General features: G+C 70.7%; 21 protein-coding genes. 6 read left to right on the forward strand and 15 right to left on the reverse strand.

Going from position 1 to position 25,664, the window contains the following annotated elements:
• Window positions 1-70 precede the first annotated feature (70 nt).
• Window positions 71-307, forward strand: coding sequence for a hypothetical protein (locus tag NR798_RS43135; RefSeq protein ID WP_375768438.1), 237 nt, complete (start codon window positions 71-73; stop codon window positions 305-307).
• On the forward strand, window positions 256-606 hold the full coding sequence (locus NR798_RS43140; RefSeq protein WP_375768439.1) for a homocysteine S-methyltransferase family protein: 351 nt from the start codon (window positions 256-258) through the stop codon (window positions 604-606). The genes NR798_RS43135 and NR798_RS43140 overlap by 52 nt, the downstream gene beginning before the upstream one ends.
• 98 nt (window positions 607-704) lie before the next feature.
• Here NR798_RS43140 and NR798_RS43145 read toward each other — a convergent pair whose 3' ends face one another.
• The 3 genes from NR798_RS43145 to NR798_RS43155 form a co-directional block, all read right to left on the reverse strand.
• Entirely contained in the window at window positions 705-1,415 is a 711-nt protein-coding gene (locus tag NR798_RS43145) for a hypothetical protein (protein WP_375768440.1), read from the reverse strand.
• Window positions 1,416-1,430: 15 nt separating this feature from the next.
• Window positions 1,431-4,514: a TonB-dependent receptor domain-containing protein gene (locus tag NR798_RS43150; RefSeq protein WP_375773913.1), complete on the reverse strand. Its 3,084-nt coding sequence runs from the start codon at window positions 4,512-4,514 to the stop codon at window positions 1,431-1,433.
• 109 nt (window positions 4,515-4,623) lie between these two features.
• Entirely contained in the window at window positions 4,624-5,898 is a 1,275-nt protein-coding gene (locus NR798_RS43155) for a hypothetical protein (RefSeq protein WP_375768441.1), read from the reverse strand.
• A gap of 204 nt (window positions 5,899-6,102) precedes the next feature.
• Here NR798_RS43155 and NR798_RS43160 point away from each other — a divergent pair, with 204 nt between their 5' ends.
• A complete protein-coding gene (locus NR798_RS43160) occupies window positions 6,103-6,345 on the forward strand; it encodes a peroxidase (protein ID WP_375768442.1) in 243 nt (80 codons plus the stop codon).
• 30 nt (window positions 6,346-6,375) lie between these two features.
• Complete coding sequence (locus NR798_RS43165; protein ID WP_375768443.1) at window positions 6,376-6,717, forward strand: carboxymuconolactone decarboxylase family protein; 342 nt, start codon at window positions 6,376-6,378, stop codon at window positions 6,715-6,717.
• A 157-nt stretch (window positions 6,718-6,874) separates the two neighbouring features.
• Here NR798_RS43165 and NR798_RS43170 read toward each other — a convergent pair whose 3' ends face one another.
• The 10 genes from NR798_RS43170 to NR798_RS43215 form a co-directional block, all read right to left on the reverse strand.
• Complete coding sequence (locus NR798_RS43170; protein WP_375768444.1) at window positions 6,875-7,945, reverse strand: chemotaxis response regulator protein-glutamate methylesterase; 1,071 nt, start codon at window positions 7,943-7,945, stop codon at window positions 6,875-6,877.
• A gap of 3 nt (window positions 7,946-7,948) precedes the next feature.
• Entirely contained in the window at window positions 7,949-8,848 is a 900-nt protein-coding gene (locus NR798_RS43175; RefSeq protein ID WP_375768445.1) for a CheR family methyltransferase, read from the reverse strand.
• Window positions 8,845-10,428 carry a methyl-accepting chemotaxis protein gene (locus NR798_RS43180; protein WP_375768446.1) on the reverse strand — a complete coding sequence of 528 codons (1,584 nt, stop codon included), beginning with the start codon at window positions 10,426-10,428 and terminating at the stop codon, window positions 8,845-8,847. Before NR798_RS43180 ends, NR798_RS43175 begins: the two co-directional genes overlap by 4 nt.
• Before the next feature lie 4 nt (window positions 10,429-10,432).
• Window positions 10,433-10,951 carry a chemotaxis protein CheW gene (locus NR798_RS43185; protein ID WP_375768447.1) on the reverse strand — a complete coding sequence of 173 codons (519 nt, stop codon included), beginning with the start codon at window positions 10,949-10,951 and terminating at the stop codon, window positions 10,433-10,435.
• A gap of 9 nt (window positions 10,952-10,960) precedes the next feature.
• The gene (locus NR798_RS43190) at window positions 10,961-12,652 is read right to left on the reverse strand and encodes a methyl-accepting chemotaxis protein (RefSeq protein ID WP_375768448.1); all 1,692 of its coding nucleotides are present in this window, start codon (window positions 12,650-12,652) and stop codon (window positions 10,961-10,963) included.
• 25 nt (window positions 12,653-12,677) lie between these two features.
• Window positions 12,678-14,330: a chemotaxis protein CheA gene (locus tag NR798_RS43195; RefSeq protein WP_375768449.1), complete on the reverse strand. Its 1,653-nt coding sequence runs from the start codon at window positions 14,328-14,330 to the stop codon at window positions 12,678-12,680.
• 290 nt (window positions 14,331-14,620) lie between these two features.
• Window positions 14,621-15,196, reverse strand: a complete 576-nt coding sequence (locus NR798_RS43200) for a chemotaxis protein CheW (protein ID WP_375768450.1) — start codon at window positions 15,194-15,196, stop codon at window positions 14,621-14,623.
• A gap of 9 nt (window positions 15,197-15,205) precedes the next feature.
• Complete coding sequence (locus NR798_RS43205; protein ID WP_375768451.1) at window positions 15,206-16,897, reverse strand: methyl-accepting chemotaxis protein; 1,692 nt, start codon at window positions 16,895-16,897, stop codon at window positions 15,206-15,208.
• Between the two features lie 116 nt (window positions 16,898-17,013).
• On the reverse strand, window positions 17,014-18,393 hold the full coding sequence (locus NR798_RS43210) for a sigma-54-dependent transcriptional regulator (protein ID WP_375768452.1): 1,380 nt from the start codon (window positions 18,391-18,393) through the stop codon (window positions 17,014-17,016).
• Complete coding sequence (locus NR798_RS43215) at window positions 18,365-19,504, reverse strand: nitrogen regulation protein NR(II) (RefSeq protein WP_375768453.1); 1,140 nt, start codon at window positions 19,502-19,504, stop codon at window positions 18,365-18,367. The genes NR798_RS43210 and NR798_RS43215 overlap by 29 nt, the downstream gene beginning before the upstream one ends.
• Window positions 19,505-19,809: 305 nt before the next feature.
• On the opposite strand from NR798_RS43215, the gene kefC reads away from it, so the two are divergent.
• The gene (gene kefC, locus NR798_RS43220; RefSeq protein ID WP_375768454.1) at window positions 19,810-21,594 is read left to right on the forward strand and encodes a glutathione-regulated potassium-efflux system protein KefC; all 1,785 of its coding nucleotides are present in this window, start codon (window positions 19,810-19,812) and stop codon (window positions 21,592-21,594) included.
• Between the two features lie 9 nt (window positions 21,595-21,603).
• Here kefC and NR798_RS43225 read toward each other — a convergent pair whose 3' ends face one another.
• Window positions 21,604-23,085, reverse strand: coding sequence for a potassium/proton antiporter (locus NR798_RS43225; RefSeq protein WP_375768455.1), 1,482 nt, complete (start codon window positions 23,083-23,085; stop codon window positions 21,604-21,606).
• Window positions 23,086-23,218: 133 nt separating this feature from the next.
• Between NR798_RS43225 and NR798_RS43230 the strand changes: the two genes are divergently transcribed.
• Complete coding sequence (locus NR798_RS43230; RefSeq protein ID WP_375768456.1) at window positions 23,219-24,943, forward strand: GTPase; 1,725 nt, start codon at window positions 23,219-23,221, stop codon at window positions 24,941-24,943.
• Here NR798_RS43230 and NR798_RS43235 read toward each other — a convergent pair.
• A complete protein-coding gene (locus NR798_RS43235) occupies window positions 24,936-25,664 on the reverse strand; it encodes an SDR family NAD(P)-dependent oxidoreductase (protein WP_375768457.1) in 729 nt (242 codons plus the stop codon). The two genes, NR798_RS43230 and NR798_RS43235, sit on opposite strands and share 8 nt — an antisense overlap.

The following is a 25,664-nucleotide window of genomic DNA, read 5'->3' on the forward strand; positions in this document are numbered from 1 at the left end:
AGGCATGCTGGCGAATGAGGTCCGGTGAGGAGAGGTTTCGGATGCTGCTGACGATGACGGGGGCACGCTGATGGGGAGCCTGGCGAACCACGCACCTTTCCTTCGTGCCCTGCACGAGGCACCGCTGGTGCTCGCCGAGGGCTCCGTGGTCGAGCGCCTGCGCCGCTACCCCGCGGGACTGTTGGACCCGCACGTGGCCAACGCGGGCCTCCTCTTCGTTCCGGAGGGACGCGAGGCGCTCGCCGGGGCGAGGCGATGGCGCGCATCGACTCCCTGCCCGGCGCGCGCCCGGCGGCGTACATGGTGAATTGCGTCCACCCCTCCGTCTTCCGCGAGGGCCTGTCGCGCCAGCTGGCCGCCTCGCCCTCCCTCCGCACGCGGGTGGTGGGCCTGCAGGCCAATACCTCCCGCCTCTCGCCCGAGGAGCTCGACGGGCGCGTGGAGCTCGACAGCGAGCCCCCGGACGCTTTCGCGCGGGAGATGGCCCGCGTCAATGCGGAACTCGGCACGCGCCTGCTCGGCGGGTGTTGTGGCACCGACGAGCGGCACATCGCCGCGCTCGCCAGCGCCCTGACAGCAGGAGTGCCGGGCGATCGGCACTCGTGACGACACGCACGCCGTGAACTGCCTGCCTCCGCCAGACAGGGCCTGGCGGCCACCGTGGCAGAAGCACACGGTGGCCGTCTTCGTGAGCCGACTCCGGCTCAGGGCACCAAAATGGGCGGCTGGCCGTCCAGCACGCACAGGTTGGTGGCCCCGTCACAGGCGATGGGGAACGCCGGATCCATCGACAGTCCCGGCCGCGGCTGCTTGCAGACGCGCGGGTCGCGAACCGTCACGGGCTTCCCGTCGGGGCCCGTCTCCTGGCGCTCGCACTTGATGGCAGGGAACACGCCCACCGCTTCGTAGGTGGCCGTGCAGTCCCCCTCCGAGTACTCCAGCTGCGCCGTCCACTGCGTGCCCGGAATCGCCGCCTGCCCCTGGATGCTCAGGTTGCTCCAGCGGTAGCTCAGCTCCACAGTCGTCCCGGGCTCCGGGCTCACCGTCTGCCGCGCCTCGGACAGGCCCGGCACCACGCACGTCCCGTCCTGCCCGGGGTACTCGGTGGTGAAGTTCCCCGAGGCCAGCACGGAGTGCGCGGGGTCCGCGTCCTTTCCCTCGTTGTCCGCCAGCGGCTTCGGCTTCAGCGTCAGCGTGGGAGGCACGCCGGAGCCGGGCACTCGGAAGGCCTGGGCGCCGACGATCTCCGCCGTCTTCCCGGCGCACGCGCCCGTCCCCGTCTTCAGCGTGTAGCGCACGGCATGATCGCCGCGTCCCACGGTGCATTGGGGCGCCGGCTGCTCACCGCCGCACGCGCCCAGCCAGGCCGCGCACCCCAGCGGCACCATCCATACGAGCATTCGATGTGTCTTCATGAGGAGGGGCTCCGGTTAGAACGAGAGGCGGGCACCGAAGCGGATGCTGCGGGGCGTCTGGTAGGAGAGGGGCTTGCCGTAGTTGGCGTTGAGGGCTGGCGCGGCGCCGGCCCGGTTCAGCACGGTCTCGAGGTCCGCCGGCTTGCCGCCCACGAGCGCGTCGATGTTGTCGAAGGTGTAGTTCTGGTCCACCGACGTGACGGCCTGGAAGTTGAACAGGTTGAAGCTGTCCAGGCTGAGCGTGCCGGTGAGTCCCCGGCCGAGCTTGTAGTTGACCCCCACATGGGCATCCACGTTGTGCACCCAGGGCAGCCGGTCACCGCTGCCGCGCGGCAGGATGAAGCTGGCCCCGGTGCCATAGAGGTAGTGCGAGCCCTGCACGTTGGTGGGCGCGCCCGAGGTGCCGCGGTACGAGAGCCCCACGTCGAGGCTCGCCGTGGGGGAGAACACGAACTCGCGGGCGCCGAACACCTTGATGGCGTGCGTGCGATCCAACGGCAGCGGGCCCTCCTTGTTCTGCATCATGGAGACGAGATCAAAGTCCGAGGTGACGTTGGGCGCCAGCTGGTTGGCGTCCGGGCGGTAGAGGCCCGAGTAGTTGCCGCGCAGAGAGGACCAGGTGTAGCTGGCCTGCACGAGCCAGAGGTCCGCGAACGCCTTGTTGAAGTAGACGGAGACGGCGTCGTAGTCGCGAATGGCCTTGGGGAAGGCCGCGGCGATGCCCCGGCCCGGGTTGCCGATGAAGTAGTTCGTCGTCTCGTTGGTGGACATGTCCTCGATGACGTCGTTCATGTAGCGCCGGGTGTACGTGGCGCCCAGGGTCGCGCGCGGGAGCAGCTCGTACTCGGCGCCCACGACGAGCTCGTCCGAGGACTGGGGCTTGAGGTCGGGGTCCACCGGGCTGTTGATGGCGAACGTCTGGGTATACAGGCGGCTGATGCCGGTGGTGGTCCCGGAGGGCACGGGCACGTTGCGCGAGTCGCGGCACTCCGTGTAGGGCGCGGACTGGCTGAGGGGATCACACCCCGGGCCTCCCGCGAGCGGCGCGCGGCTGCGCGTGGCGCGGATGCGGGTGATGTTGGAGAACTGCGAGTTCACCATGGCCAGCACCGCGTTCTGGTAGTAGCGCGCATAGCTGGCGAAGAGCTTGGAGCGGCCCTTCTGGGTGAAGTCGTAGACGAGCCCCACGCGCGGGGAGAGCTGGTTGGGCAGCTCGAAGGCCACGTCGCCGCCGGTGCCGTAGACGGTCTGCGTGTCGTAGCGCAGGCCCGCGTTGAGGGTGACGCGGTCCAGGATGCTCCAGCTGTCCTGCACGAAGGCGCCCACCGCATCCGCGCGGGTGGAGGTGTTGACCTGCGGCTGGATGACCACCTGGTCCGGGCCCGTGAGGTAGCCGAACGAGCGGAAGTCCGTGAAGGTCTTCCCATCGGTCGCCTCCTGGTAGAGGACGCGGCCCGAGTACGCACGCGCGTCCCGGTTGGTCATCACCTCGGCGTCGACACCGGCCTTGATGACGTGGTGGCCGAGCGCGTTGAGCAGCAGCGTGCCCACCGCGTTGGCCTGGTAGCGGTCCACGGTGCGGTCCAGCAGGAAGCCGGGGCCGCCCAGGAAGTAGCTGGACACCGGGCAGCGCGTGGCGTTGGGCGTGCCGGCGGGGTCACACACCGACGGGTCGGCCAGCTGCTCGAAGTCGTTGATGGAGTAGTAGCTCGGCGCGGCGCGGGTGCCGGTGCGGCGCATCTCGAACTGGGGCGTGCCGGACAGGCCCGCGTCATTGCCGATGCCGCTGCCGTCCACGGGCATCGTGTTGTCGTACTGGTGGTGCCAGCCCGCGTTCGCGTCGAGCAGCACGCGCTTGTCCAGGAAGGACGAGGACAGCTTGAGGGAGATGTCGCGCGCGTCCTGGTCATAGCGGTGGGCGAGCGCCTCGTAGCTGCCGTTGAGGTTGTCCACCTCGACGGCGCCGTTGTCGATGTTGTAGCCGAAACGGCCGTTGCCGCCCGAGCTGGCCGGCGTGCCATACACCGACAGCGAGAGGCTGTGGTCCGCGTGCACCTGCCAAGTGAGCTTGCCGAGGTACTGCACGGAGCGCTGATCGGCGAAATAGCGGGTGGCGCTGTTGGGGATGGGCTCGATGCGGGTGACGCCGTCCTCACCCAGCACGAAGGCGTTGAGGTTGCGGTCGAGCGCCCGGCGCGTGAAGGATGGCGCCACGCCCGCGAAGAACCACAGCTTGTCCTGGACGATGGGGCCGCCCAGGGTGGCGCCGAAGTCCCCCAGGTTCCACAGCTGCTGGCGGGTGGTGATGACGGTGCCCGCGCGCGCCACGGCGGTGGGCGTGCCCTCGAGGAAGCCCGGGGCGAGGTTGCCGAACACCGAGCCATGGAACTGGTTGGAGCCGGACTTCGTGACGGCCGTCATCACGCCACCGGTGGAGCGGCCGAACTCGGGCATGAAGCCGCCGGTGATGACGTTGACCTCCTGGATGAACTCGGCCGACAGCGGCGTGCCGAGGATGCCGAGCGCGGGGTTGCCGGTGGACAGGCCATCCACCAGGAAGCCGTTCTCCGGCGACGTGGTGCCGCCGATGGACACGCCATAGGCATCCGCGTTGGCGCCGGGGGCCAGCTCGGCCAGGCTCTCGAAGGAGCGCGACGCCGAGCCCTTGGAGCCAGGGCGCACCACGGCCAGGCGGTTCACCAGCTCCGTATCCACGCTCACGCCGGTGCGGGTGGAGCCCACGTCCACGGAGGGCGCGGCGGCCACCACCTCCACCGTCACCGACATGCCCTCGGGCAGCAGCTCCGCGTTGTAGCGCACGGTGCTGTTGAGGCGCAGGGTGACGCCGTCACGCGCGAGGGGCTGGAAGGCCTCCTTCTCGAAGCGCAGCGTGTAGACGCCGGGAGGCAGCTGCGGCAGCCGGTAGAGGCCCGTGGCGTCGGTGACGGAGACCTGCTCGCCCTGGAGACTGGGCGAGGTGGCCGTCACCACCACGTCCGGAACGGGTTGCTTGTTGCTGGCGTCCACCACCGTGCCGGTCAGCACGGAGGTGCTCTGCTGCGCCAGGGCGGGTGGCATCCACATGCACACGCCCAGCATCAGCGCGGCCACGAAGACGCGCGCCTGGTTTCTCTGGAGACGTCGATTCAAAGGAAGGGCCCTCTGTCGGGCGCCGGCCCACGGCATGCGGGTCAGCGCCTCGTCCATGCTACTCCATGCGCAGCACGGCCACGTCCGGCTCCGTCTTCTTCACCGGCCCGGGCACCACGGCGAGCTGCCCGTTCTTCACCGAGCACGTCGCTTCCGCGGGGGGCACCACGCGCACGGGGTTGAGCGTCTCGGGGCGGCCGAACTTCACCAGGCTGGTGGCCAGCATCAGCTCCTGCTTCTTGCCGCTGTCGCTGTCGCTGTAGACGACGCTGATGGCCTGGAAGGGCGTGGGCAGCTTGAGCTTCATCCGGTAGCCCTTCTTGTCCGGCATCTCGGCGCGCTCGACCTGGAGGGTCTGCTTGGGCGAGCCGAAGGCGGGGAACACCTTGCCATCGGCGATGCGGATGCCCCACTGCGAGGGCAGCTGCTCCGCCGTGGGCTTGCCGCAACCGGTGAGCTCCTGGGGCGGCTTCGGGGCCAGCCACAGCTCGACATGGTCGTCGTTGAGCCACTTCGCGCTCGGGCCCGTCCACTTGTCGTCGCGCACCTCGACGAGCAGCGTGTCCGGCGCCACCAGCAGCGCCTTCAGCGACGCGTCCTTCGGGTCGTCCTGGTTGCCCAGCAGGAAGTTGCCGGACTCGAAGCCGCACGCGCCGAGCCCCGCCTGCTTCCACCCGCCCTCGAGGTACGCCTTGTCCACCTGCACCTGGGGCAGGTACGGCAGCGTCCGCTCTCCCAGGGAGGGCTCGCCCTCCTCGCACTCGGGGGCCGCGCGGACGACGTCACCGCGCAGCTGCTCGAGGTCCCAGTAGTCGCCGTCCTCCTTCCCGTCCTCGGCCATGGAGTCGGAGCTGCGGTGGCCCTCGATGACCAGCCGCAGCGGCGAGAGCTGCAACGTGCGCGAGACGGTCCACCGCTGGCGGCTGCCGCCGTGCTGGTCATGCGAGAAGCGGTTGTCAGACACCGTCACCGAGTCCTCGCCCACGCCCGCGGCGCCGTAGCCGTTGTTGCACACGGACAGCAGGAGCTGGGCGGGCTGGGACGGGCGCACCAGCCACCACTCGGCGGCCTCGCACTGGCCGTCCGCCCGCGAGCCCTCCGCCTTGCGGCCACCCGGGCCGAACTTGCGCCCGAGGAACTTGTCCGACGTCTCCACGTCCGCCCACCCGAGCTCCACGTGCTTCACCTGCAGGGGGCGGCCCTGCGCGTCCTTGCCCGCGTCGAGCGTCTCCACGACGGTGCACGGCTCGCGCCGGGCGCAGAGCGGGTCCTGAGACAGAGCGGGCGAAGCGCCCAGGAGGGACAACACCAACACCGTACCGGTAGGGTTCATGACGGAGCAGCTTGCACCAGCAGGCGGTCCGGATTGAACCCTTGGTGCTCGGCCGCGGAGCTGCGCAAGGCCTTCCCCGGCCTCACCCGCACGGCACCGCCATCCACTTCGAGCCCGTCTTCGAGTCCATCCAAGACCCCTTGGAGAAGCGGCTGGAGGAGGCCCCGCGGCAGGAAGGCGGTGCGCTCGGGTATACTGGGGGGCATGTTCCTCAAGGACGTCGAGAAGCACGAAGGCACGGGGCAGTACTCGGAGCTCATCCGGCGCGCGCGGCAGAGCGGAGCACCGCCCTCGGGGCTGTGGTACCTGCTCGCCTTCAAGCCGGAGATGACGGACGCGCTGACGCAGTTCACCCAGGCGGCGATGCGTGGCCCCTCGCCGCTGCCGCCGGGGATGCGCGAGCTGATCGCCGCCTTCACCTCGCGGCGCAACCAGTGTGTATTTTGAACGAACTCCCACGCCGCGGTCGCGGCGCGAATGCTGGGCGATGAGCAGAAGGTCCAGGCCGTGCTGGAGAACCTGGAAACGGCCCCCATTCCGGAGGCCGAGCGGGTGCTGTTCCGTTTCCTGGAGAAGGTGAACCGGGAGTCGGAGCACATCCACCCGGAGGACGTGGAGGCCGTGAAGGCGGCGGGCTGGACGGAGGAGGCTATCTACGACGCGATCACCGTCTGCGCGCTGTTCAACTTCTACAACCGGTGGGCGGATGCCACGGGCGTTCGCGAGCACCCCGTCGAAGTGTATGAGCGCAGCGCCGAGCGGCTCTCCAAGGGGGGCTATGTCCCGCCGCCGCCAGGTGGAGAGAAGAAAGCACCTTGAGCCGCGGCCATATCCCCTCGCCCTCCGGGAGAGGGACGGGGTGAGGGTGCCACGGACCCCGGGTTGAACTCCCTGCGCACAGTGAGGGCCACGGGTTGAAGAACGGGCCCGGGCACCCTCACCCTGTCCCTCTCCCGAGGGGAGAGGGGATGGAGTCTCAGTGCGCGCGGAGACGGCGGGCCCGGCGCAGCACCGCGGCCGTGATGGACGAGAGCGGAACCACCTCGTCCACAGCCCCGCGCTCGATGGCTGCCCGTGGCATGCCGAACACCACGCAGCTCGCCTCGTCCTGGGCGAGCGTCTCCGCTCCGGCCTGCTTCATCGCCAGCAGCCCGTCCGCGCCGTCCTCGCCCATCCCCGTCAGCAGCACGCCGATGGCGTTCTCCCCCGCCGCCCGCGCCACCGACTGGAACAGCACATCCACGCTCGGCTTGTGGCCGGACACCCGCCCTCCGTCCATCAGCTCCACCTGGTAGTGGCCGCCGCTGCGCCGCACCCGCAGGTGCCGGTTGCCCGGTGCGATGAGGGCCCTGCCCTGCTGCACCCGGTCCCCCTGCTCCGCCTCCTTCACCTCGATGCGGCACAGCTGGTGCAACCGCTTCGCGAACGCCGACGTGAACTGCTCCGGCATGTGCTGCACGATGACGATTCCCGGGCAGTCCGGGGGCATCGGCTCCAGCAACTGCCGCAGCGCCTCGGTGCCTCCCGTGGAAGCCCCCACCGCCACCACCCTGTCCGTCGTCACCGTGAGCAGCGAGGACGCCGGCCGCTCCAACGGCTCCACCTCGGCTCGCACCAGAGGCGCCCGCCGGGCCAGCCGGGGCCGGGCCCGCGCCGCGTCGCGGATCGCCTCCACCAGCCGCGCCCGTGACTCGCGCAGGAAGTCCCCGACGCCAAGCTGCGGCTTGGCGATGATCTCCAACGCGCCCTCCTGCAGCGCGCGCACCGCCGTCTCCGAGCCCGGCCCCGCCAGTCCCGAGCACACCACCACCGGTACTGGCGCGTCCTCCCGCATCAGCTCGCGCAGGAACGTCAGCCCGTCCATGCGCGGCATCTCCAGGTCCAGCAGGATGACGTCCGGCCGGTGGCTCTTCATCTTCTGCCGGGCGATGAGCGGATCCGACGCCACCTCCACCACCATGCCGGGCACGTGCTCCAGGAGCGTGAGCACGCCCTGGCGCACCACCGCCGAGTCATCCACCACCAGCACGCGTAGCAGGGGCGCCATGCCTCAATCCCTCCGGGCGGCTTCGCGGGGCCGCGGCGCGTAGACGGTGGGCATCACCGTGCGCACGCGCCAGCCCGGACCCGAGAGGCTCTCGGAGTGTCCGAGGAACAGCAGCCCGTGGGGGGACAGGTGGTTCAGCAACCGCTCCACCGCCCGCGCCTTCGAGGCCGCGTCGAAGTAGATGAGCACGTTGCGGCAGAAGACGAGATCGAAGCGCCCCATCAACCCCTGCCCGTCATTCAGGTTCACCCGCTGGAAGCGCACCAGCGAGCGCAGCTCCGGGCCCGCCTTCATCTTCCCTTCCTGGCTGCCCACCCCGCGCAGCATGTACGCCCGGAGGTAGTGCCTCGGAATCTCCTCCGCCTTGTCCACCGGCCAGAGCGCCTGGCGCGCCCGCTCCAGCACGCGCGTGGAGAGGTCCGTCGCCAGGATCTGGATGTCCCAGCCCTCCTCGGCCGGCAGGTGGTGGCGCAGCACCATGGCCAGGGTGAAGGGCTCCTCGCCCGACGAGCACCCCGCGCTCCACACCCGCACCCGGCGCCCCTCGCCCGTGCCCGTGTCCCCGCGCGCCCGCCACCGCGGCAGCACCTCGCGCTCCAGCAACTCGAAGTGCCGGGGCTCGCGGAAGAAGTGCGTCTCGTGCGTGCAGAGCGCGTCCAGCAGCCGCACCCGCTCCGCCTCGTCGTCCTCCGCCAGCCGCAGGTAGGCGCCGAACGAGAGCCCTCCCAGCTCGCGCAGCCGCCGCGACACCCGTCCCACCAGCAGCGCCTTCTTCGCCGGAGACAGCCAGATGCCCGCCTCGCGGTAGACGAGCCGCTGGTAGCCGGCGAACTCCCGCTCCGTGGGCGGCACGGGCTCTCGTGGGAGGACGGGGGCGCCCTGCTCCCGGTTGGGCTCGCTCACGCCACTGCCTCCAGCCCGTGCCCGGTGGTGACACCCGGAGCGCGCGGAGGAAGGTGTGCCACGTCCCCGGACTCCTCCGCCACGCGAAAGAAGGACACCAACTGCTGCAGCGCCTCCGCCTGCGCCGACAGCTCCTCCGCCGTGGACGCCAGCTCCTCGGATGCCGACGCGTTGCGCTGCGTCACCTCGTCCACGTACTCCATCGCCTTGCCCATCTGTACCACGCCGTTGGCCTGCTCCGCCGACGCCACCACCACCTCCTGCACCAGGTCCGCCGTCTTCCGAATCGACGGCACCAGTTCCTCCAGCAACTCCCCCGAGCGCGTCGCCACCTTCACGCTCCCCGTCGCCAGCCCCGAAATCTCCTTCGCCGCCGTCCGGCTCCTCTCCGCCAGCTTGCGCACCTCCGTCGCCACCACCGCGAAGCCCTTGCCGTGCTCTCCCGCCCTCGCCGCTTCAATCGCCGCGTTCAGCGCCAGCAGGTTCGTCTGGTAGGCGATCTCCTCGATGATGGAGATCTTCTCCACGATGGAGCCCATGGCCTCCACCGTCGCCTTCACCGCGCGGCCGCCCTCCTCCGCGTCCCGGGCGCCCTGCACGGCCATCCGCTCCATCTGCCGGCCGTGCTCCTGGTTCTGGGTGATGCTGGCTGTCATCTGCTCCAGGCTGGTGGTGCTCTCCTCCACGCTGCTGGCCTGCTCGCTGGTGGCCTGGGCCAGGCTCTGCGAGGACGCCGAGAGCTGGGAGGACGCCGAGGCGAGTGCGTTGGCCCCCTCGCGCACCTCGCCGATGACCTCGGCCAGCCGGTGCGCCATGTACCGCATGGACGCCAGCAGCCGTCCCGTCTCGTCCCGGGCCGTCTCCCCGATTCGCACGCCCAGGTCTCCCCGGGCGATGCGGTCCGCCACCACCACCGCACGGGCCAGCGGCCGGGAGATGGAGCGGGCCACGAAGAAGCAGAACAGCATGCTCACGGCGAGGCTCGTCCCCAGCACCCAGAGGATCCACCGGCGTGCGTTCTCGTGGGTGGCGTTCGAGTGCGCCACCGCCCGCATGCTGGCCTTGTAGTGGGTGTCCCGGAGCTTGCGCAGCTGGGTGTTCGCCGCGAAGAAGTTGTGGTGCGAGCCGTTGGCGATGAGGTCCTGCGCCTGGGCGATCCGCCCTGCCCGCGACAGCTCGATGATCCGGTCATGATCGGCCGAGTAGGCCACCCAGAGGTCCTTGAACTCCGCGAGCTCGTGACGCTCCTCCTCGGAGACGGCGTGAGGGGCGAACTGCGCGAGGCTGTGCTCGAACTGGGCGAGGTCCTCGCGCATCCGCCGCTCGTAGTCGGCCATGACCGTGGCATCCCGCGCGAGGGAGTGCAGCAGCTCGGCGCGGCGGAAGCTCGCGAGGCGGTCAGTCGCGTCCGCGAGATGGAGGATGCTCGGCAGCCTGTCCGCGGACACCTCATCGGACGCCCCGCGCATGTCGTCCATGCACACGATGGCGAACAGGCCCAGGAAGGTGGTGATGCCCAGCAGGATGCCAAAGGCGACGAGCAGCTTGGAGGAGATCCTCAGGTTGCGGAACCAGGTCATGGAGTCAGGAAGTGCTGGAAGAGGAGTCCGCCGGAGGCCGCAGCGCGCCGGCCGCCAGCACCTCCTGGCTGCTGAGCACCTTGTCGATATCCAGCAGCAGGACGAACTTCTTCCCCGTCCCCACCCGCCCCATGCCCAGCAGGTAGTCCCCGTGGATGGGCGTGCCGAAGGCGGGGGGCGGCACCACGGCGCCCGGCTCCAGCTCGATGACCTGGCCGATGGCATCCGACAGCAGCCCGAGGACGATGCGCTCCTGGCCCAGCTTCACCTCCACCACCACGATGCAGCTCCACCGGGTGAGCGTGGAGGGCGGCATGCCCAGCTTCACCGACAGGTCCACCACCGGCACCACGCTGCCGCGCAGGTTGAACACCCCGCGCACCCAGACGGGCACTCCGGGAACACGCGTGACGGTGTCGTACTCGATGATCTCCTTCACCTGCAGGATGCCGAGCGCGTACTCCTCCCCGGCGATGATGAAGCTGAGGTACTGCATGGATGCTTCAGCGGTCTGTGTGCTCATGGCCGTCACCTAGAAGCGCTTGAACTCGCGGTCCTCGTCCGGGAGCACGGCGGGAGTTGGGGTGCGGAGCGCCGGGGCCACGGGACCGAGCGCGTTCGCCGCGGCCTTCAGCCCGTGCGCCGCGGAGGGCGTCCGCTCGATGGGGTGCCCACCCATGGGGGGCCGGGACACCGGAAGCCAGGCCCGCTCGGAGCTCTCGCCCAGGTGGAAGAAGGACACCAACTGGCTCAGCGCCTCCGCCTGGGTGGACATCTCCTCGGCCGTGGACGCCAGCTCCTCGGATGCCGACGCGTTGCGCTGCGTCACCTGCTCCACGTGCTGCATCGCCTTGTTCATCTGCGCCACCCCGCTGGTCTGCTCCGCCGAGGCCGCCACCACCTCCTGCACCAGGTCCGCCGTCTTCCGTATCGACGGCACCAGCTCCTCCAGCAACTCCCCCGAGCGCGTCGCCACCTTCACGCTCCCCGTCGCCAGCCCTGAAATCTCCTTCGCCGCCGTCCGGCTCCTCTCCGCCAGCTTGCGCACCTCCGTCGCCACCACCGCGAAGCCCTTGCCGTGCTCTCCCGCCCTCGCCGCTTCAATCGCCGCGTTCAGCGCCAGCAGGTTCGTCTGGTAGGCGATCTCCTCGATGATGGAGATCTTCTCCGCGATGGAGCCCATGGCCTCCACCGTCGCCTTCACCGCCCGGCCACCCTCCTCGGCATCCTTGGCGCCCTGCACGGCCATCTGCTCCATCTGCCGGCCATGGTCCCGGTTCTGACCGATGCTGGCCGTCATCTGCTCCAGGCTGGAGGTGGTCTCCTCCACGCTGCTGGCCTGCTCGCTGTTGCCCTGGGCCAGGTTCTGCGAGGAGGCGGACACCTGGGAGGAGGCCGAGGCGAGCGCGTCAGCCCCCTGGCGCACCTCGCCGATGACCTGGGCGAGCTTGTGCACCATGCGCTGCAGGGCCGTCAGCAGCAGCCCCACCTCGTCCTCGCGCCGCGCGTCGATGCGGACGGTGAGGTCCCCCTCGGCGATGCGGTCCGCCACCCCCACCGCGTCGCTCAACGGCCGGGAGATGGAGCGGGAGAGGGTGGCGCCAATGGCCACGAAGAGGAGGCTACAGAACACGCCTATGAGGACGATCATGTGCTGTACCTCCTCGAAGGCGGCGTTCGCGCGCACGGCCGCCTCCTGCCCGGACTTGACGTTGAGGGCCACCAACTCCTCCAGCTTCGCCGAGGTGGAATCGGCGGCCTCTTGCGCACGGCCGTTGGCGGCGAGGAGCATCTCCGGGTTGTCCTTCGCCCAGGAGAGAGCGAGGAGCTTGTCGTGCTCCGCGAGGTAGTCCTTCCAGCGCTGCTGAGCGTCCTCGAACAGGTGGCGCTCCGTCTCCAGCAGGATGGTCGGCGCGTACCGCGCGAAGTCCCGCTCGAGCTCCTCGCGCGCCTCGCTCATCCGCCGCTCCCACCCGGCCTTCCGCGCGGCGTCGGCCGAGGAGAGGTGCTGCAGCTCCGCGTTGCGGAACTCGCCCAGGTGGGTGTTCGCATCCGAGATGTAGCTGATACCCGGCAGCCAGCTCTGGCTCACCTGGTCGGACGAAAGGCGCATCTGCTGCATCTGCACCCTGATCACCGCCACCATCACACCGGCGTTGACGCACAGCACGAGGACGGCGACGGCAAGCTTGGAAACAATCTTCAGGTTGTTGAACCAGGTCATTGCAGCTCGATGAGGAAGAGAGGGGTCAGGCCGCGGCGGAAGGGGGGACGGCCTTCAGGGCCTGCTGGAGGAGCGCGGGCACATCGAGGATGAGGGCCACGCGGCCATCTCCCAGCAGGGTGGAGCCGGCCAGTCCGGGCAGTCCCTGACATGGCTTGCCCAGGGGCTTGATGACCGTCTGGCCCTGGCCGACCAACGAGTCCACGGCGATGCCCGCCCGTCCCCGGCCATGGCCGATGACGACGATGCTCTCGCGCGGCGGCGGCGCGCCCCCGAGCGCGAAGTGCTCGCGCAGGCGCAGGAAGGGCAGCGGCTCGCCCCGCAGGTTGAAGACGCCGGTGCGGCCGGGGCGGCTCTCGCCTTGCGGCAGCTCCACGCACTCCACCACGTGCTCGAGCGGAATCACGTACGTCTCCTCGCCCATGCCCACCGAGAAGCCCTCGATGATGGAGAGGGTGAGCGGCAGGCGCAGGCTGAACGTGGTCCCCTTGCCGGGCACCGTGTCCACGGAGATGGTGCCGCGCAGCAGCTCCACATTGCGCTTCACCACGTCCATGCCCACGCCCCGCCCCGACAGCTCCGTGACGCGCTCGGCGGTGGAGAAGCCGGGCTCGAAGATGAGGCGGAAGAGCGCATCGTCCTCCGGCATCTCGTCCGGCCCCAGCAGCCCGCGCTCCCGCGCCCGGGCGAGGATGCGCGCGCGGTCCAGCCCGGCCCCATCCTCGGCCACCTGGATGATGATGCTGCCCGCCTCGTGGAAGGCGCGCAGCGTGAGCGTGCCCATGGGGCTCTTCCCCTGCGCCTCGCGCACCTCGGACGTCTCCAGCCCGTGGTCCATCGCGTTGCGCACCAGGTGGGTGAGCGGATCGCGAATGAGCTCGGTGACGGTGGTGTCCACCTCCACCTCCTGGCCGCTCAGCTCCAGCCGCACCTGCTTGCCGGTGGCCAGGCACAGGTCCCTCACCGTGCGCGTGAAGGGCTGGAAGGTGCGGCCGATGGGCACCATCCGCACCTTCATCACCAGCTCCTGCAGGTCCAGGTAGAGCCCATCCGCCTCGCGGTGCGCCTCCAGCAGTTGCTCGGGCGTGTAGCGGTGCGCCTGCGCCAGCATGGTGGTGAGCCGCCCGCGCGCGATGGCGATCTCCCCGGTCAGGTCCAGCATCCGGTCCAGCCGGTCCAGCCCCACGCGCAGCGTGCGCTCCCGGAGGGGGGACGACTCGGCGGGCTCCGCGGACGTCTCGGGCCCGTGCCACTCCGCGCCCGGCTTCCCCGAGCCCGAGGAGACGGGCCGCGAGGCCGCGACCGTGGAGGCCAGCAGGCTGTGCACGTCACTGGCGGGCAGCCGCAGGTCCGGCTCGGCCACGGGCCGCAGGCCCACCAGCTCGCGCAGCGCGTCCACCGACTGCAGCAGCAGCGTGCCCAGCCCCGAGTGCAACACCAGCACTCCGGCCTCCAGCCGCGTGAGCAGCTCCTCCAGCGTGTGGGCCAGCTCCACCGCCGCCGAGTAGCCCATGACGGCCGTGCCGCCCTTCAGGGTGTGGACCGTGCGGAAGACCGCTCGCAAGGTCTCCGGACCGGGAGACGTCTCCAGCGCCAACAGCTCCTGCTCCAGGCTGACGAGCTGCTCTTCCGTCTCGGTGAGGAAGACGGCGTGCACCTTCTCCAACTCGGGATTCATCTGCCCGCGTCAACAGCAAGCCCCACGCCATTGTTCAGCGTGTGACAACTCCTCGAAATTGCGTCACGGCTCCTCGGCCACGGGCGCCCTGTCCAACATCCGGATTCCGGATTCCAGAATCTGGACGAGACGCTCCGGCCCCCCTGCCGCTCTCACGCAGAGCGAGCGGCGGAGGGAGTGCCAGGGAAGCGCCTCGTCCTGGACGAGCCACCACGAGCCGGGGCCCCCGCCCGGTGAGCGGCGAGGGCTCGTGAGGAAGGCGGCTCTCCCGCTGCCCGGAAGGGCCTCGTTCAGGCGGGCGCGGCGGAGGAGTCCGGGGTGCCTGTCTCGGGAGACCCCGGAGGCTTCGGGGCCGGGGCCGCCTCCACGGGAGCCGGAGGCCGCAGCACACTGGCCGTCAGCACCTCCTGGCTGCTGAGCACATGGTCGATGTCCAGCAGCAGGACGAACTTCTTCTCCGTGCCCAGGCGCCCCATGCCGAGCAGGTAGTCCACGTGGATGGGCGTGCCGAAGGAGGGCGGCGGCATCACGGCGCCCGGCTCCAGCTCGATGACCTGGCCGATGGCATCCGACAGCAGTCCCAGGACGATGCGCTCCTGGCCCAGCTTCACCTCCACCACCACGATGCAGCTCCACCGGGTGAGCGTGGAGGGCGGCATGCCCAGCTTCACCGACAGGTCCACCACCGGCACCACGCTGCCGCGCAGGTTGAAGACTCCGCGCACCCACGCGGGCGTCCCGGGAACGCGCGTGACGGTGTCGTACTCGATGATCTCCTTCACCTGCAGGATGCCGAGCGCGTACTCCTCCCCGGCGATGATGAAGCTGAGGTACTGCGTGGACGCGGCGGGAGTCTGTGTGCTCATGACCGTCACCTAGAAGCGCTTGAACTCGTGGTCCTCGTCCGGGAGCGGGGCCGGAAGAGAAGCGCGGGGAGCGGGAGCCATGGAACCCAGGCCACTTGCCGCGGCCTTCAGCCCGTGCCCGGCGGAGGGAGCCCGCCCGGGGGAGGGACCGGCGGGAGGAGGCCGGGACACCGGACGCCAGAAGCGCTCGGAGCCCTCCGCCACGCGGAAGAAGGACACCAATTGGCTGAGCGCCTCCGCCTGGGAGGACAGCTCCTCCGCCGTGGACGCCAGCTCCTCGGATGCCGACGCGTTGCGCTGCGTCACCTGCTCCACGTGCTGCATCGCCTTGTTCATCTGCGCCACCCCGCTGGTCTGCTCCGCCGAGGCCGCCACCACCTCCTGCACCAGGTCCGCCGTCTTCCGTATCGACGGCACCAGCTCCTCCAGCAACTCCCCCGAGCGCGTCGCCACCTTCACGCTCCCCGTCGCCAGCCCCGAAATCTCCTTCGCCGCCGTCCGGCTCCTCTCCGCCAGCTTGCGCACCTCCGTCGCCACCACCGCGAAGCCCTTGCCGTGCTCTCCCGCCCTCGCCGCTTCAATCGCCGCGTTCAGCGCCAGCAGGTTCGTCTGGTAGGCGATCTCCTCGATGATGGAGATCTTCTCCGCGATGGAGCCCATGGCCTCCACCGTCGCCTTCACCGCCCGGCCGCCCTCCTCCGCGTCCTTGGCGCCCTGCACGGCCATCTGCTCCATCTGCCGGCCGTGGTCGCGGTTCTGACCGATGCTGGCCGTCATCTGCTCCAGGCTGGAGGTGGTCTCCTCCACGCTGCTGGCCTGCTCGCTGGTGCCCTGCGACAGGCTCTGCGAGGAGGAGGACACCTGGGCGGAGGCCGAGGCGAGCGCACTGGCCCCCTCGCGCACCTCGCCGATGATCTGCGCGAGCTTGTGCACCATGCGCTGCAGGGCCGCCAGCAACCGGCCCGTCTCGTCCTGCGTCTCGGAGGAGATGCGGACGGTGAGGTCCCCCTCGGCGATGCGATCCGCCGCCGCCACCGCGTCGTTCAACGGCTGGGAGATGGCCCGGGCGATGAAGATGCTGAGCAGCAGGCCGCACAGGAGGCTGCCCCCCATGGCGCCGAGGATCCACCCCCGCGAGAGCGCATACGCGGAATCCGAGTGCTCCGACGCCTTCCGCGCGGCATTCTGGATGACGACCACCAGCTCCTCGAGCTTGTCGATGGCCGCCACGTAGGCGGGCCTCGAGCGGGCGTGGTGGAGCTCGCGGGCCGCCTCCTGCTGGCCCGAGCGCGAGAGCGCGATGACCTTCTCGTGCTCCTGCAGGTAGAGCTTCCAGTCCCGGGTGAACGCCTCGTACAGGCGCCGCTCGTCCTCCAGGGAGATGTGGGACTCGTAGCGCGAGAGGCCCTGGTCGATCGTCTTCTGCAGCTCCCGCAGCTCCCGCTCGAACTGGGCCATCTGCGCGGCATCCGTCGAGAGGACGTGCTGCAGCTCGGCGATGAGGAAATCCGAGGTGTCGGTGTTCGCGTCCGACACGTAGGCCAGGCTCGGCATCCAATTGCCCGTCACGTCATCCGTCGCGACGTTCATCACCTCCATCTGGCTCATGGCGAGGACCCCCAACAACAGCGTGAGGAGGCTCAGGGCGAGGAAGGCGAAGAGCAGCTTGGAGGCGATCTTCAGGTCGTGGAACCAGGTCATGGGGCGGGCGTGTCAACAGCAATTCCCACGCCACTGTCCGGTGGACGACAAATCCCCGGAATCACACCCGGGAGCCCTCCCGGCCCGGCCCGTGTCCAAGGCCCGGATTCTGGATTCTAGACTTTGGACGACAGGCCCAGGCTCTTGAGCTTCTGGTAGAGCGAGCTGCGGGGAATGCCCAGCCGCCTGGCCGCTCGCTCCACGTGTCCGCCCTCGGCGGCGAGCACGCGCTCGATGTGGCGGCGCTCCACCTCCTGAAGGGTCAGGTCCAGCTCCGAGGCCTCGCACGCGGGCGCCCGGGGCTCCGGGGGTGAGGGGGAGAGCGCGCGGGCCATGGCGTGGTTGAAGCGCAGGTCCTCCGTGCGGAGGGCGGAGGTGGAGGAGAGGAGCGCGGCGCGCTCGAGCACGTTGCGCAGCTCGCGCAGGTTGCCGGGCCAGGCGTAGGCGCGCAGGGCGGCCTCGGCCGGGGGCGTGAGGTCCAACCCGGGACGGCCCAGCTCGCGGGAGAGCCGCGCGAGCATGTCCCGGGCGATGAGGGGGATGTCCTCGGGCCGCTCGCGCAGCGCGGGCAGGTGCAGCGGCAGGGTGCTGATGCGGAAGTAGAGATCGCTTCGGAAGCGCTGCGTGCGCACGGCCTCGGCCAGGTCCTGGTGGGTGGCGGCGATGAGGCGCACGTCCACCGAGCGGTCCTCCACCTCGCCCAGCCGGCGGAAGCGCTTCTCCTCCAGCACCTTGAGGAGCTTGGGCTGCACCTGCAGGTCCATGTCGCCAATCTCGTCGAGGAAGACGGTGCCGCGGTGGGCCACCTCCAGCAGGCCCTGCTTGCGGTTGACGGCGCTGGTGAAGGCGCCGCGCTCGTGGCCGAAGAGCTCCGTCTCGAGGAACTGGGGCAGCAGCCCGGCGCAGTTGAGCTGGACGAGGGGCCCTCCGCCGCGGGCGCCGTGCACGTGCAGCCAGTGGGCGAGCACGCCCTTGCCGGTGCCCGTCTCGCCCTGGATGAGGACGGGGCTGTCGCTGTCCAGCACGCGGCGCGCGGTGGCCTCCAGCTCGCGGATGGCGCGGCCGCGGCCGAGGAAGGGGTTGAGCTCCTCGGCCTGGCTGGCGGCCTGGGCCTGCTGCTGACGGCGCGTGCGCTGGATCTCCAGCAGGCGCTCCACCATCACCCACAGGGTGGGCAGCTCCACCGGCTTGGGCAGGAAGTGCTCCGCGCCCTGCTTGATGACCTGGATGGCGGCGTCGATGGAGACGTGCGCGGTGAGCACCAGCACGGGGATGGAGGGGTCCACCGCCCGCATCTCCGGGAGCAGGTCCAACGCGGTGCCATCCGCCAGGCGGTAGTCCAGCAGCACGAGGTCCGGCCGGTAGCCGCGAAACAGCTCGCGGGCCTCGCGGCAGCTCTCCGCCTCCACCACCTCCAGGCCGTGCGCCTCGAAGAAATGGCGGATGCCGAAGCGGACCGCCGGCTCGTCATCGACTACCAGGATGCGACGCTGCACTCGGTTCCCCCTCCGCCGGGAGAAACACCCGGACCTCGGCTCCCCCCTCGGGCCCGTTGCCCAGGCGGACCGAGCCGTGGTGCTCCTGGATGATTCGCTGGACGATGGGCAGGCCCAGCCCCACCCCCCCGGGCCGCTGTGAGTAGAAGGGCTCGAAGACGCGCGGCAGGTCCCCGGGGACGAAGCCGGGCCCCTGGTCCATCACCATGCACTCGACCCGGGCGCGCCCCTCGTCCACGAGCCGCCGCGCGGTGAGCCGCACGGTGCCACCGCTCGGGGAGTACTGGAGCGCGTTGGCCAGCAGGTTCTGGAACACCTGGGCGAGCCGGCCCGGCTCCATGCGGACGCGGGGCAGCTCCGGCTCCACCGAGACCTCCACGGACACGCCGCGCTCGCGGGCGAGCGGGGCGGTGAGGCTCACGGACTCGTCGAGCACGCTGGAGAGCGAGCAGGGAAGGAGCTCGGTGCTCGGCGGCCGGCCGTAGGTGAGCAGCTCGTGCATGAGGTGGTGGAGGCGCGACACCTCGCGCCGCAGCATGGAGACGTAGGGGGCGTGCTCCTGCGAGCCGCCGAAGCGCGCCTCGAAGGCATCCAGGGTGGCGGAGATGCCGAAGAGGGGGTTGCGCACCTCGTGGGCCACCCCGGCCACCAGCGAGCCCATGAGGGACAGGGACTCGCCGCGGCGCAGCGCTTCCCGCGCCTCGGCCAGCTGGACCTCCGTCTCGCGGCGGGCGGTGATGTCGCGCGCCAGCCCGTTGAAGCCGCGCAGCCGGCCGTCGCAATCGCGCAGCGCGTTGAGGATGATGAGGGCGTAGAAGCGCGAGCCGTCCTTGCGCAACCGCCAGCCCTCGTCCCGCACCTTGCCCAGCGCCTCCGCCTCGTCCAGCAGCCGCTGGGGCAGGCCCGCGGCGATGTCCTCCTCGAGGAAGAACAGCGAGCAGGGACGCCCGAGGACCTCTTCCGCGCGGAAGCCCGTGATGCGCTCGGCCCCCACGTTCCAGCTCGCCATCCGGCCGTCGGGCTCGAGCATGTAGAGGCCAACGTCCTCCACGCTGTCCACCAGGAGGCGGAGGCCCTCGCCGTCGTCCAGGGGAGCGGGCCTCGGCGGCACACAGGGCAACGGATCCGGGGTTTCTAGCGAGTGAAGCGGCATGAGAAGAGCGAATCCGTAGCGGGGAGGTCAAAACAACAGCTGATGTCCGGAGCGCCATTCCACCTGGCAGCCGATCGCTCCCCTGCCGTCCTCCTCACGGGGGAGACCCGGTCAGGCCCTCGTCGAGCACACGTTTTCGCCGGGCCGCCGCCCCTTGAAGGTGAGGCCGGACGCCAGCTCGTGCACGGCCATGGCGCGGTGCAGCGCGGTGTCCGGGCCCCCCGTCTTGCCCTGGCCCGAGGGGCGATGCCATGAAGGGGGCCATGTCCTTCTTGCAACAGGCTCTCATCTTCCTGGCGGCCGCGGTGGTGTCCGTTCCCATCTTCAAGCGGCTGGGGCTGGGCTCGGTGCTGGGCTACCTCGCGGCGGGAATGGTGATCGGCCCATGGGGCGTGGGGCTCATCTCCGACGTGGAGAGCATCCTCCACTTCGCCGAGCTGGGCGTGGTGCTGCTGCTCTTCCTCATCGGCCTGGAGCTGCAGCCCTCGCGCCTGTGGGAGCTGCGCAAGTCGGTGTTCGGCCTGGGCGGGGTGCAGGTGGTGGCCACGGGGGCGGTGCTGGCCGGGGCCGGCATGGCGCTGGGGCTCAAGCCGGCCACCGCGCTCATCGCCGGCCTGGGGCTGTCGCTGTCCTCCACGGCCTTCGCGCTCCAGCTGCTCGCGGAGAAGAACGAGCTGACCACCGAGCACGGGCGGGCCTCCTTCGGCATCCTGCTGTTCCAGGACCTGGCCGTCATCCCGCTGCTGGCGCTGCTGCCCTTCCTGGGCGAGCCGGTGGCGCAGTCGGCCGAGCCCGGGTGGATGTCGGCGCTCAAGGTGGTGGGGGTGCTGGCCGGCGTGGTGCTCGGCGGCCGCTACGTGCTGCGGCCCGTCTTCCGCTTCGTGGCCTCGCTGCACAGCCAGGAGCTGTTCACCGCCACCGCGCTGCTGCTGGTGGTGGGCACCGCGCTGCTGGTGAGCAAGGTGGGCCTGTCCATGGCGCTGGGCGCCTTCCTCGCCGGCGTGCTGCTGGCGGACTCGGAGTACCGCCACGAGCTGGAGGCCGACATCGAGCCCTTCAAGGGCCTGCTGCTGGGCCTCTTCTTCATCGCGGTGGGCATGTCGGTGAACATCGGCCTGCTGGCCCGCGGGCCGGTGCAGGTGGTGGCGCTGGTGCTCGGGCTGGTGCTGGCCAAGGCGCTGGTGCTCTACGCGCTGGGCAAGTGGGCCTTCAAGAGCAACGAGCCCTCCCTCAGCATGGCGGTGGTCATCTCCCAGGGCGGCGAGTTCGCCTTCGTGCTCTTCGGGCTCGCGGTGGGCTTCCGCGTCATGGAGCGCGAGCTGGCGGACCTGCTGGTGGTGGTGGTGAGCTTGTCCATGGCCGTCACCCCGGTGCTCTTCCTCGTCTATGACCGGTTCGTGCGCCCGCGCTTCAACAAGAAGGAGCAGCGCGACTTCGACGTGGCGGCCGAGGAGGACCACCCCGTCATCATCGCGGGCTTCGGGCGCGTGGGGCAGGTGGTGGGCCGGATGCTGCACGTCAAACACATCGGCTTCACCGCCCTGGACGCCAGCCCCGAGCACATCGACTTCCTCAAGAAGTTCGGCAACACGAAGATCTACTACGGGGATGCCTCCCGGTTGGAGCTGCTACGGGCGGCGCGGGCGGACAAGGCGAAGATCTTCGTGCTGGCCATCGACGACGTGGAGGCCTCGGTGCGCACGGCGGAGACGGTGCTCCAGCACTTCCCCCACCTCACCATCTTCGCGCGGGCGCGCAACCGGCAGCACACCTACCAACTGCTCAACCTGGGCATCAAGAACGTCATGCGCGAGACGTACGCGGGCAGCCTGGAGATGACGGGCGACATCCTCCAGGAGATGGGCCTCACCTGGTCCGAGAGCAAGACGGCGCTGGAGCGCTTCCGCCAGCACGACGAGGCGCTGCTCCAGTCCTCCTACAAGCACCACAAGGACGTGAAGAAGCTCACCGAGCTGGCGAGGGAGGCGCGCAAGGATCTGCAGGAGCTCTTCGAGAAGGACGAGGGGAAGCAGAAGAAGTCGGCCTGAGCGCGGGCCTCACTCGTCCATCTGCTGGCCGAGCAGCAGGTGGACTTCCGCCAGCTCCGCCGGCTTGCAGAAGATGTAGACGTGGTCGCCGGGCAGCAGCTGGGTGGCGCCCTTGGCGGGCACCAGATCCTTGCCGCGCACGATGAGCGTCACCACGGCGGAGCCGGGCAGCGGCAGCTCGGCGATGGTGGCGCCCGCCACGGCCGAGGCCGAGGCGATGTAGAAGGGCACCAGCTCGCCGTCGAGCTGGTGCAGGGACGTCAGCTCCAGCGAGGCCGGGGGCGGAGGCGGCGCGAGGGAGACGAGCCCCAGCCGGCGTGTGAGCCACGGCACCGTGGAGCCGGGAACGATCGCGTTGACCACCACGATGAAGAACACCACGTTGAAGATGGGAAAGGCGCCCGGAGCCTGGGCCAGCACGGGGAAGGTGGCGAGGATGATGGGCACCGCGCCGCGCAGACCCACCCAGCCCACGTAGAGGGTCTCGCGCCAGGGGAAGCGGAAGGGGAGCAGACACAGGAACACCACCAGGGGCCGGGCGATGAAGGCCAGCACCAGACCCATTCCGGCGCCCACCCAGGCCACCTCCGCCAGCTTCGAGGGAGAGGCGAGCAGCCCGAGCATGAGGAACATGCCCACCTGCGCCAGCCAGGCGATGGCGTCGTGCACGCGCAGCAGGCCACTGCGGTAGGGCAAGGACACGTCGCCGATCAGCATGGCGGCGATGTACACGGCGAGGAAGCCGCTGCCGTAGAAGAGCGAGGGCACCCCGAAGGCCAGGAAGGCCAGCGCCAGGGAGAGCACGGGGTAGAGGCCGCCCGCCGCTAGGTGCACGCGCTTGAGCAGGAGCCGGCCCGCGTACCCGAACCCCACGCCCATGGCCGCCCCCACCACCATCTGCACGGCCGCCTCCAGCAGGAGGCCCCAGCCCAGGGGCTCGCCGCTCAGGATCATCCCGGTGACGGACATGGTGAGGATGACGGCCATCGGATCATTGAGGCCCGACTCCAACTCCAGCGTCACACCCACCCGGCGCTTGAGGTGCAGGCCGCTGCCACGCAGCACGGCGAAGACGGCCGCGGCGTCCGTGGAGGACACGATGGCCCCGAGCAGCAGGGCCTGCTTCCACTCGAAGCCGAAGAGCCGTGCGGCCACCCCCGTGGCGGCCGCCGTGCCAATGACGCCCAGGGTGGCGAGCACCCCCGCGGGCTTGATGCCCTCGCGCACCGCGGCCAGCGGGGTGTTGAGGCCACCATCGAAGAGGATGAACACCAGCGCCACGGTGCCGAGCCGGAAGGTGAAGCCGTAGTTCTCGAAGGCGATGCCGCCAATCCCCTCCGAGCCGCCCAAGACGCCCAGGAGGATGAAGAGCAGGGCCACGGGGACGCCGAAGCGTCCGGCGGCGCGGCTGAAGAGCGCGGCCCCGCCCATCAGCACGCCGAGCGCGGTCAGCAGGAAGGCCGTCGACGTGGGCTCATTGAGCTGCTGCATTCCCCGACGCCTCTAACATGGAGCCGGGCCGGGACGCACCCGATCCCCTCGGAAGGGCCCGGAATGCCCGGTGGCGGAAGCTCGCCCGCATTCGGGACTGTGCACCGGCGCACTCCTTGGCGAGGCTGGGGCCGTGAACACCCCGCCCGACGCCCCGCCCGACACGCTGCCCGACCCCGACGCGCTCCAGCCCCTGCTCTCCGCCGCGCTGGCCCTGCCGGCCCTGAAGCCCCAGGCGGCCCGACTCGAGCGGCTGCGCCAGGACTACGCCCGCGGCCTGGAGCGCAAGGACGCTCCCCTCACCGTCGCCCTGGTGGGTGCCACCGGCGCGGGCAAGTCCACCCTGCTCAACGCCCTGGCCGGCCAGGCGCTCGCCCGCGAAGGCGAGGACCGGCCCACCAGCACCGCCGCCACCGTCTTCGCTCCCGAGGGCGCGGGCCTGGAGGACCTGGCCCAGGTGGGTGCCCGGGTGGTGCGCTACACGCCGGGCCCGCAGGGCATGTGGAGCGGCCAGGTGTTCATCGACACGCCAGACCTCAACAGCGTGGCCACCGTGCACCGCGAGGTGGCGCGCGCGGCCCTGGAGCGCGCGGACGTGGCGCTGGTGGTGATGCACCGGGGCAGCGTGGCCGAGGCCACCCAGGTTGAGTTCCTCGCCAGCTTCGCCCGGCGCCGCTCGCTCGTGTTCCTCATCAACTTCGCGGACGAGCTGTCGGCGGACTCGCGCGAGGCCCTCAAGTCCCAGGCGCGCCGGCTGGCCGCCGAGCAGTACGGGCTGGCGCTGGACTCAGTGCCCATCTTCGCCATCAGCGGCCGGGCGGCGCAGCGGGGGCAGGACCCGTCGGGCGAGTTCGGCGCCTTCCTCTTCCACCTCAAGTCCCTGGGCACGCAGGCGGTGGCCGAGCGGGTGCGGCGCTCCAATGCCCGGGGCGCGCTGGAGGAGCTGGCCTCGCGGGTGGAGGCGGCGCTGAAGGAGACGGAGGACACGCTGGCCCGGACGCGCGCCGCGCTGGAGTCGGGCCTCGCGCGCACCGCGGAGGGACTCAAGACGGACTTCGAGGCGCGGCTGGGGCTGGCGCAGGGCCACCTCGCCACGGAGGTGCGCAACCAGGCGGCGGGACGCTTCTGGGGCCCGGCGGCGTGGGGCATGCGGCTGTCGTACGTGGGGGCCGGAGGCCTGGGGGCGGCGACGCTGCTGGCACGGCGCAGCCTGCCGGTGGGACTGGCGGTGGCGGCCACCTCCACCGTGCTGGACGCGGTGCGGGACAGGACGCGGGCCCGCGCGGCGGAGACGGCGGTGGTGGAGCCCTTCGAGGATGACCTCGCGGTGGAGGGGGCGGCGCGCGCCGCGCTGACGGAGGCCCGGAGCCTCGCGCATGCGAGCGGGCTGTCCCCGGAGTCGCTGGGGCTGCCGGACGTGGAGACGGTGCTGGTGGAGCTGAAGTCCGCGCGCGCGAGCGCCTGGCGCTACACCGTCACCACGGCGGTGGCGGAGACGGTGTCCCGCTGGTGGCGCCCGGCGCGTTGGCTGCTGATGCCGCTCATCAACCTGCCCCTGCTCGCGCTGCTGGGCCACGTGGGCTACCGCGTGGTGCGCGCGTATATCGAGGGCCCGCTGCTGGGGCTGGACTACTTCATCAACGCGGGGGCGCTCTTCGCGCTGCTGGCGGGGGGCGGCGCGCTGCTGGCGTCGGCGAGCCTCGCGGGCACCACCCGGGGCGTGCGCCGCGCGGGCCTCGGCCATTTCCTCACGCTGCTGGGCGCGCTCGGCACCCGGCTGGGGGAGACGGTGCAGGACAGCCTCCGCCCCCCGCGCGAGGCCGCCCGCGCCCTGCTCGCCCTCACCCGGCTCAAATAGCCGTCCAGCCTCCGTCGATGTCGAGCACCATGCCGGTGGCGTACGCGCACGTCGCCAGGAAGAAGGCGGCGTCGGCCATGTCGCCGACCGTCCCCGGACGCTTCATCGGGATGTTGTTGGAGAGCCCGGCGAGGAACCCGGGCACCGCCTCGGGCGGCACGCCCCAGTCGATGGCCGTGTCGCGCGTCAGCCCCGGCGACAGGACGTTCACCCGGATGCCCTTGGGGGCCAGCTCGATGGCGAGCGAGCGCCCCATGGCGTTGACCGCGCCGCACAGGCCCGCCCCGCCCGCGTAGTTCGCCAGGGCCGCGTGGCCGGCGATGCCCGAGCAGAAGATGATGGAGCTGCCCGGCTTCATCTTCGGCACGGCGTAATGACAGGCGGAGAGCTGTCCGAAGAAGCGGCCCTCGAACAGCTCGCGCCACGCTTGCGGGCGCACCTGCTCGACCGGGCCGAACACCGCCCCACCCGCGCATGTCACCAGCAGGTCCACGCTCGCCACGGAGTCGATGAGCCGCTGCACCTGGGCCTCGTCGGCGACATCCGTCTGCACGGCGCGGGCACCCTGGCCAAGCTGCGCCACCGCCGCCTCGAGCCGCTCCTTGCGCCGCCCGGCGATCACCACCTGCGCCCCCTCGCGCGCGAAGCGCTCGGCGATCGCGAAGCCAATGCCCGAGCCACCTCCCGTGATGATGGCCGTCTTTCCGTCCAGTGCGCCCAT

Source organism: Archangium gephyra (assembly GCF_042230915.1).
Classification (GTDB): Bacteria; Myxococcota; Myxococcia; order Myxococcales; family Myxococcaceae; genus Archangium; species Archangium gephyra_B.

What these genes read in the sequence shown, in the direction of transcription:
- NR798_RS43135 (WP_375768438.1), top strand. Translation starts at nt 71, where the DNA reads ATGGGGAGCCTGGCGAACCACGCACCTTTCCTTCGTGCCCTGCACGAG.
- NR798_RS43140 (WP_375768439.1), top strand. Translation starts at nt 256, where the DNA reads ATGGCGCGCATCGACTCCCTGCCCGGCGCGCGCCCGGCGGCGTACATG.
- NR798_RS43145 (WP_375768440.1), bottom strand. Translation starts at nt 1,415, where the DNA reads ATGAAGACACATCGAATGCTCGTATGGATGGTGCCGCTGGGGTGCGCG.
- NR798_RS43150 (WP_375773913.1), bottom strand. Translation starts at nt 4,514, where the DNA reads ATGCTGGGCGTGTGCATGTGGATGCCACCCGCCCTGGCGCAGCAGAGC.
- NR798_RS43155 (WP_375768441.1), bottom strand. Translation starts at nt 5,898, where the DNA reads ATGAACCCTACCGGTACGGTGTTGGTGTTGTCCCTCCTGGGCGCTTCG.
- NR798_RS43160 (WP_375768442.1), top strand. Translation starts at nt 6,103, where the DNA reads ATGTTCCTCAAGGACGTCGAGAAGCACGAAGGCACGGGGCAGTACTCG.
- NR798_RS43165 (WP_375768443.1), top strand. Translation starts at nt 6,376, where the DNA reads ATGCTGGGCGATGAGCAGAAGGTCCAGGCCGTGCTGGAGAACCTGGAA.
- NR798_RS43170 (WP_375768444.1), bottom strand. Translation starts at nt 7,945, where the DNA reads ATGGCGCCCCTGCTACGCGTGCTGGTGGTGGATGACTCGGCGGTGGTG.
- NR798_RS43180 (WP_375768446.1), bottom strand. Translation starts at nt 10,428, where the DNA reads ATGACCTGGTTCCGCAACCTGAGGATCTCCTCCAAGCTGCTCGTCGCC.
- NR798_RS43185 (WP_375768447.1), bottom strand. Translation starts at nt 10,951, where the DNA reads ATGAGCACACAGACCGCTGAAGCATCCATGCAGTACCTCAGCTTCATC.
- NR798_RS43190 (WP_375768448.1), bottom strand. Translation starts at nt 12,652, where the DNA reads ATGACCTGGTTCAACAACCTGAAGATTGTTTCCAAGCTTGCCGTCGCC.
- NR798_RS43195 (WP_375768449.1), bottom strand. Translation starts at nt 14,330, where the DNA reads ATGAATCCCGAGTTGGAGAAGGTGCACGCCGTCTTCCTCACCGAGACG.
- NR798_RS43200 (WP_375768450.1), bottom strand. Translation starts at nt 15,196, where the DNA reads ATGAGCACACAGACTCCCGCCGCGTCCACGCAGTACCTCAGCTTCATC.
- NR798_RS43205 (WP_375768451.1), bottom strand. Translation starts at nt 16,897, where the DNA reads ATGACCTGGTTCCACGACCTGAAGATCGCCTCCAAGCTGCTCTTCGCC.
- kefC (WP_375768454.1), top strand. Translation starts at nt 19,810, where the DNA reads ATGTCCTTCTTGCAACAGGCTCTCATCTTCCTGGCGGCCGCGGTGGTG.
- NR798_RS43225 (WP_375768455.1), bottom strand. Translation starts at nt 23,085, where the DNA reads ATGCAGCAGCTCAATGAGCCCACGTCGACGGCCTTCCTGCTGACCGCG.
- NR798_RS43235 (WP_375768457.1), bottom strand. Translation starts at nt 25,664, where the DNA reads ATGGGCGCACTGGACGGAAAGACGGCCATCATCACGGGAGGTGGCTCG.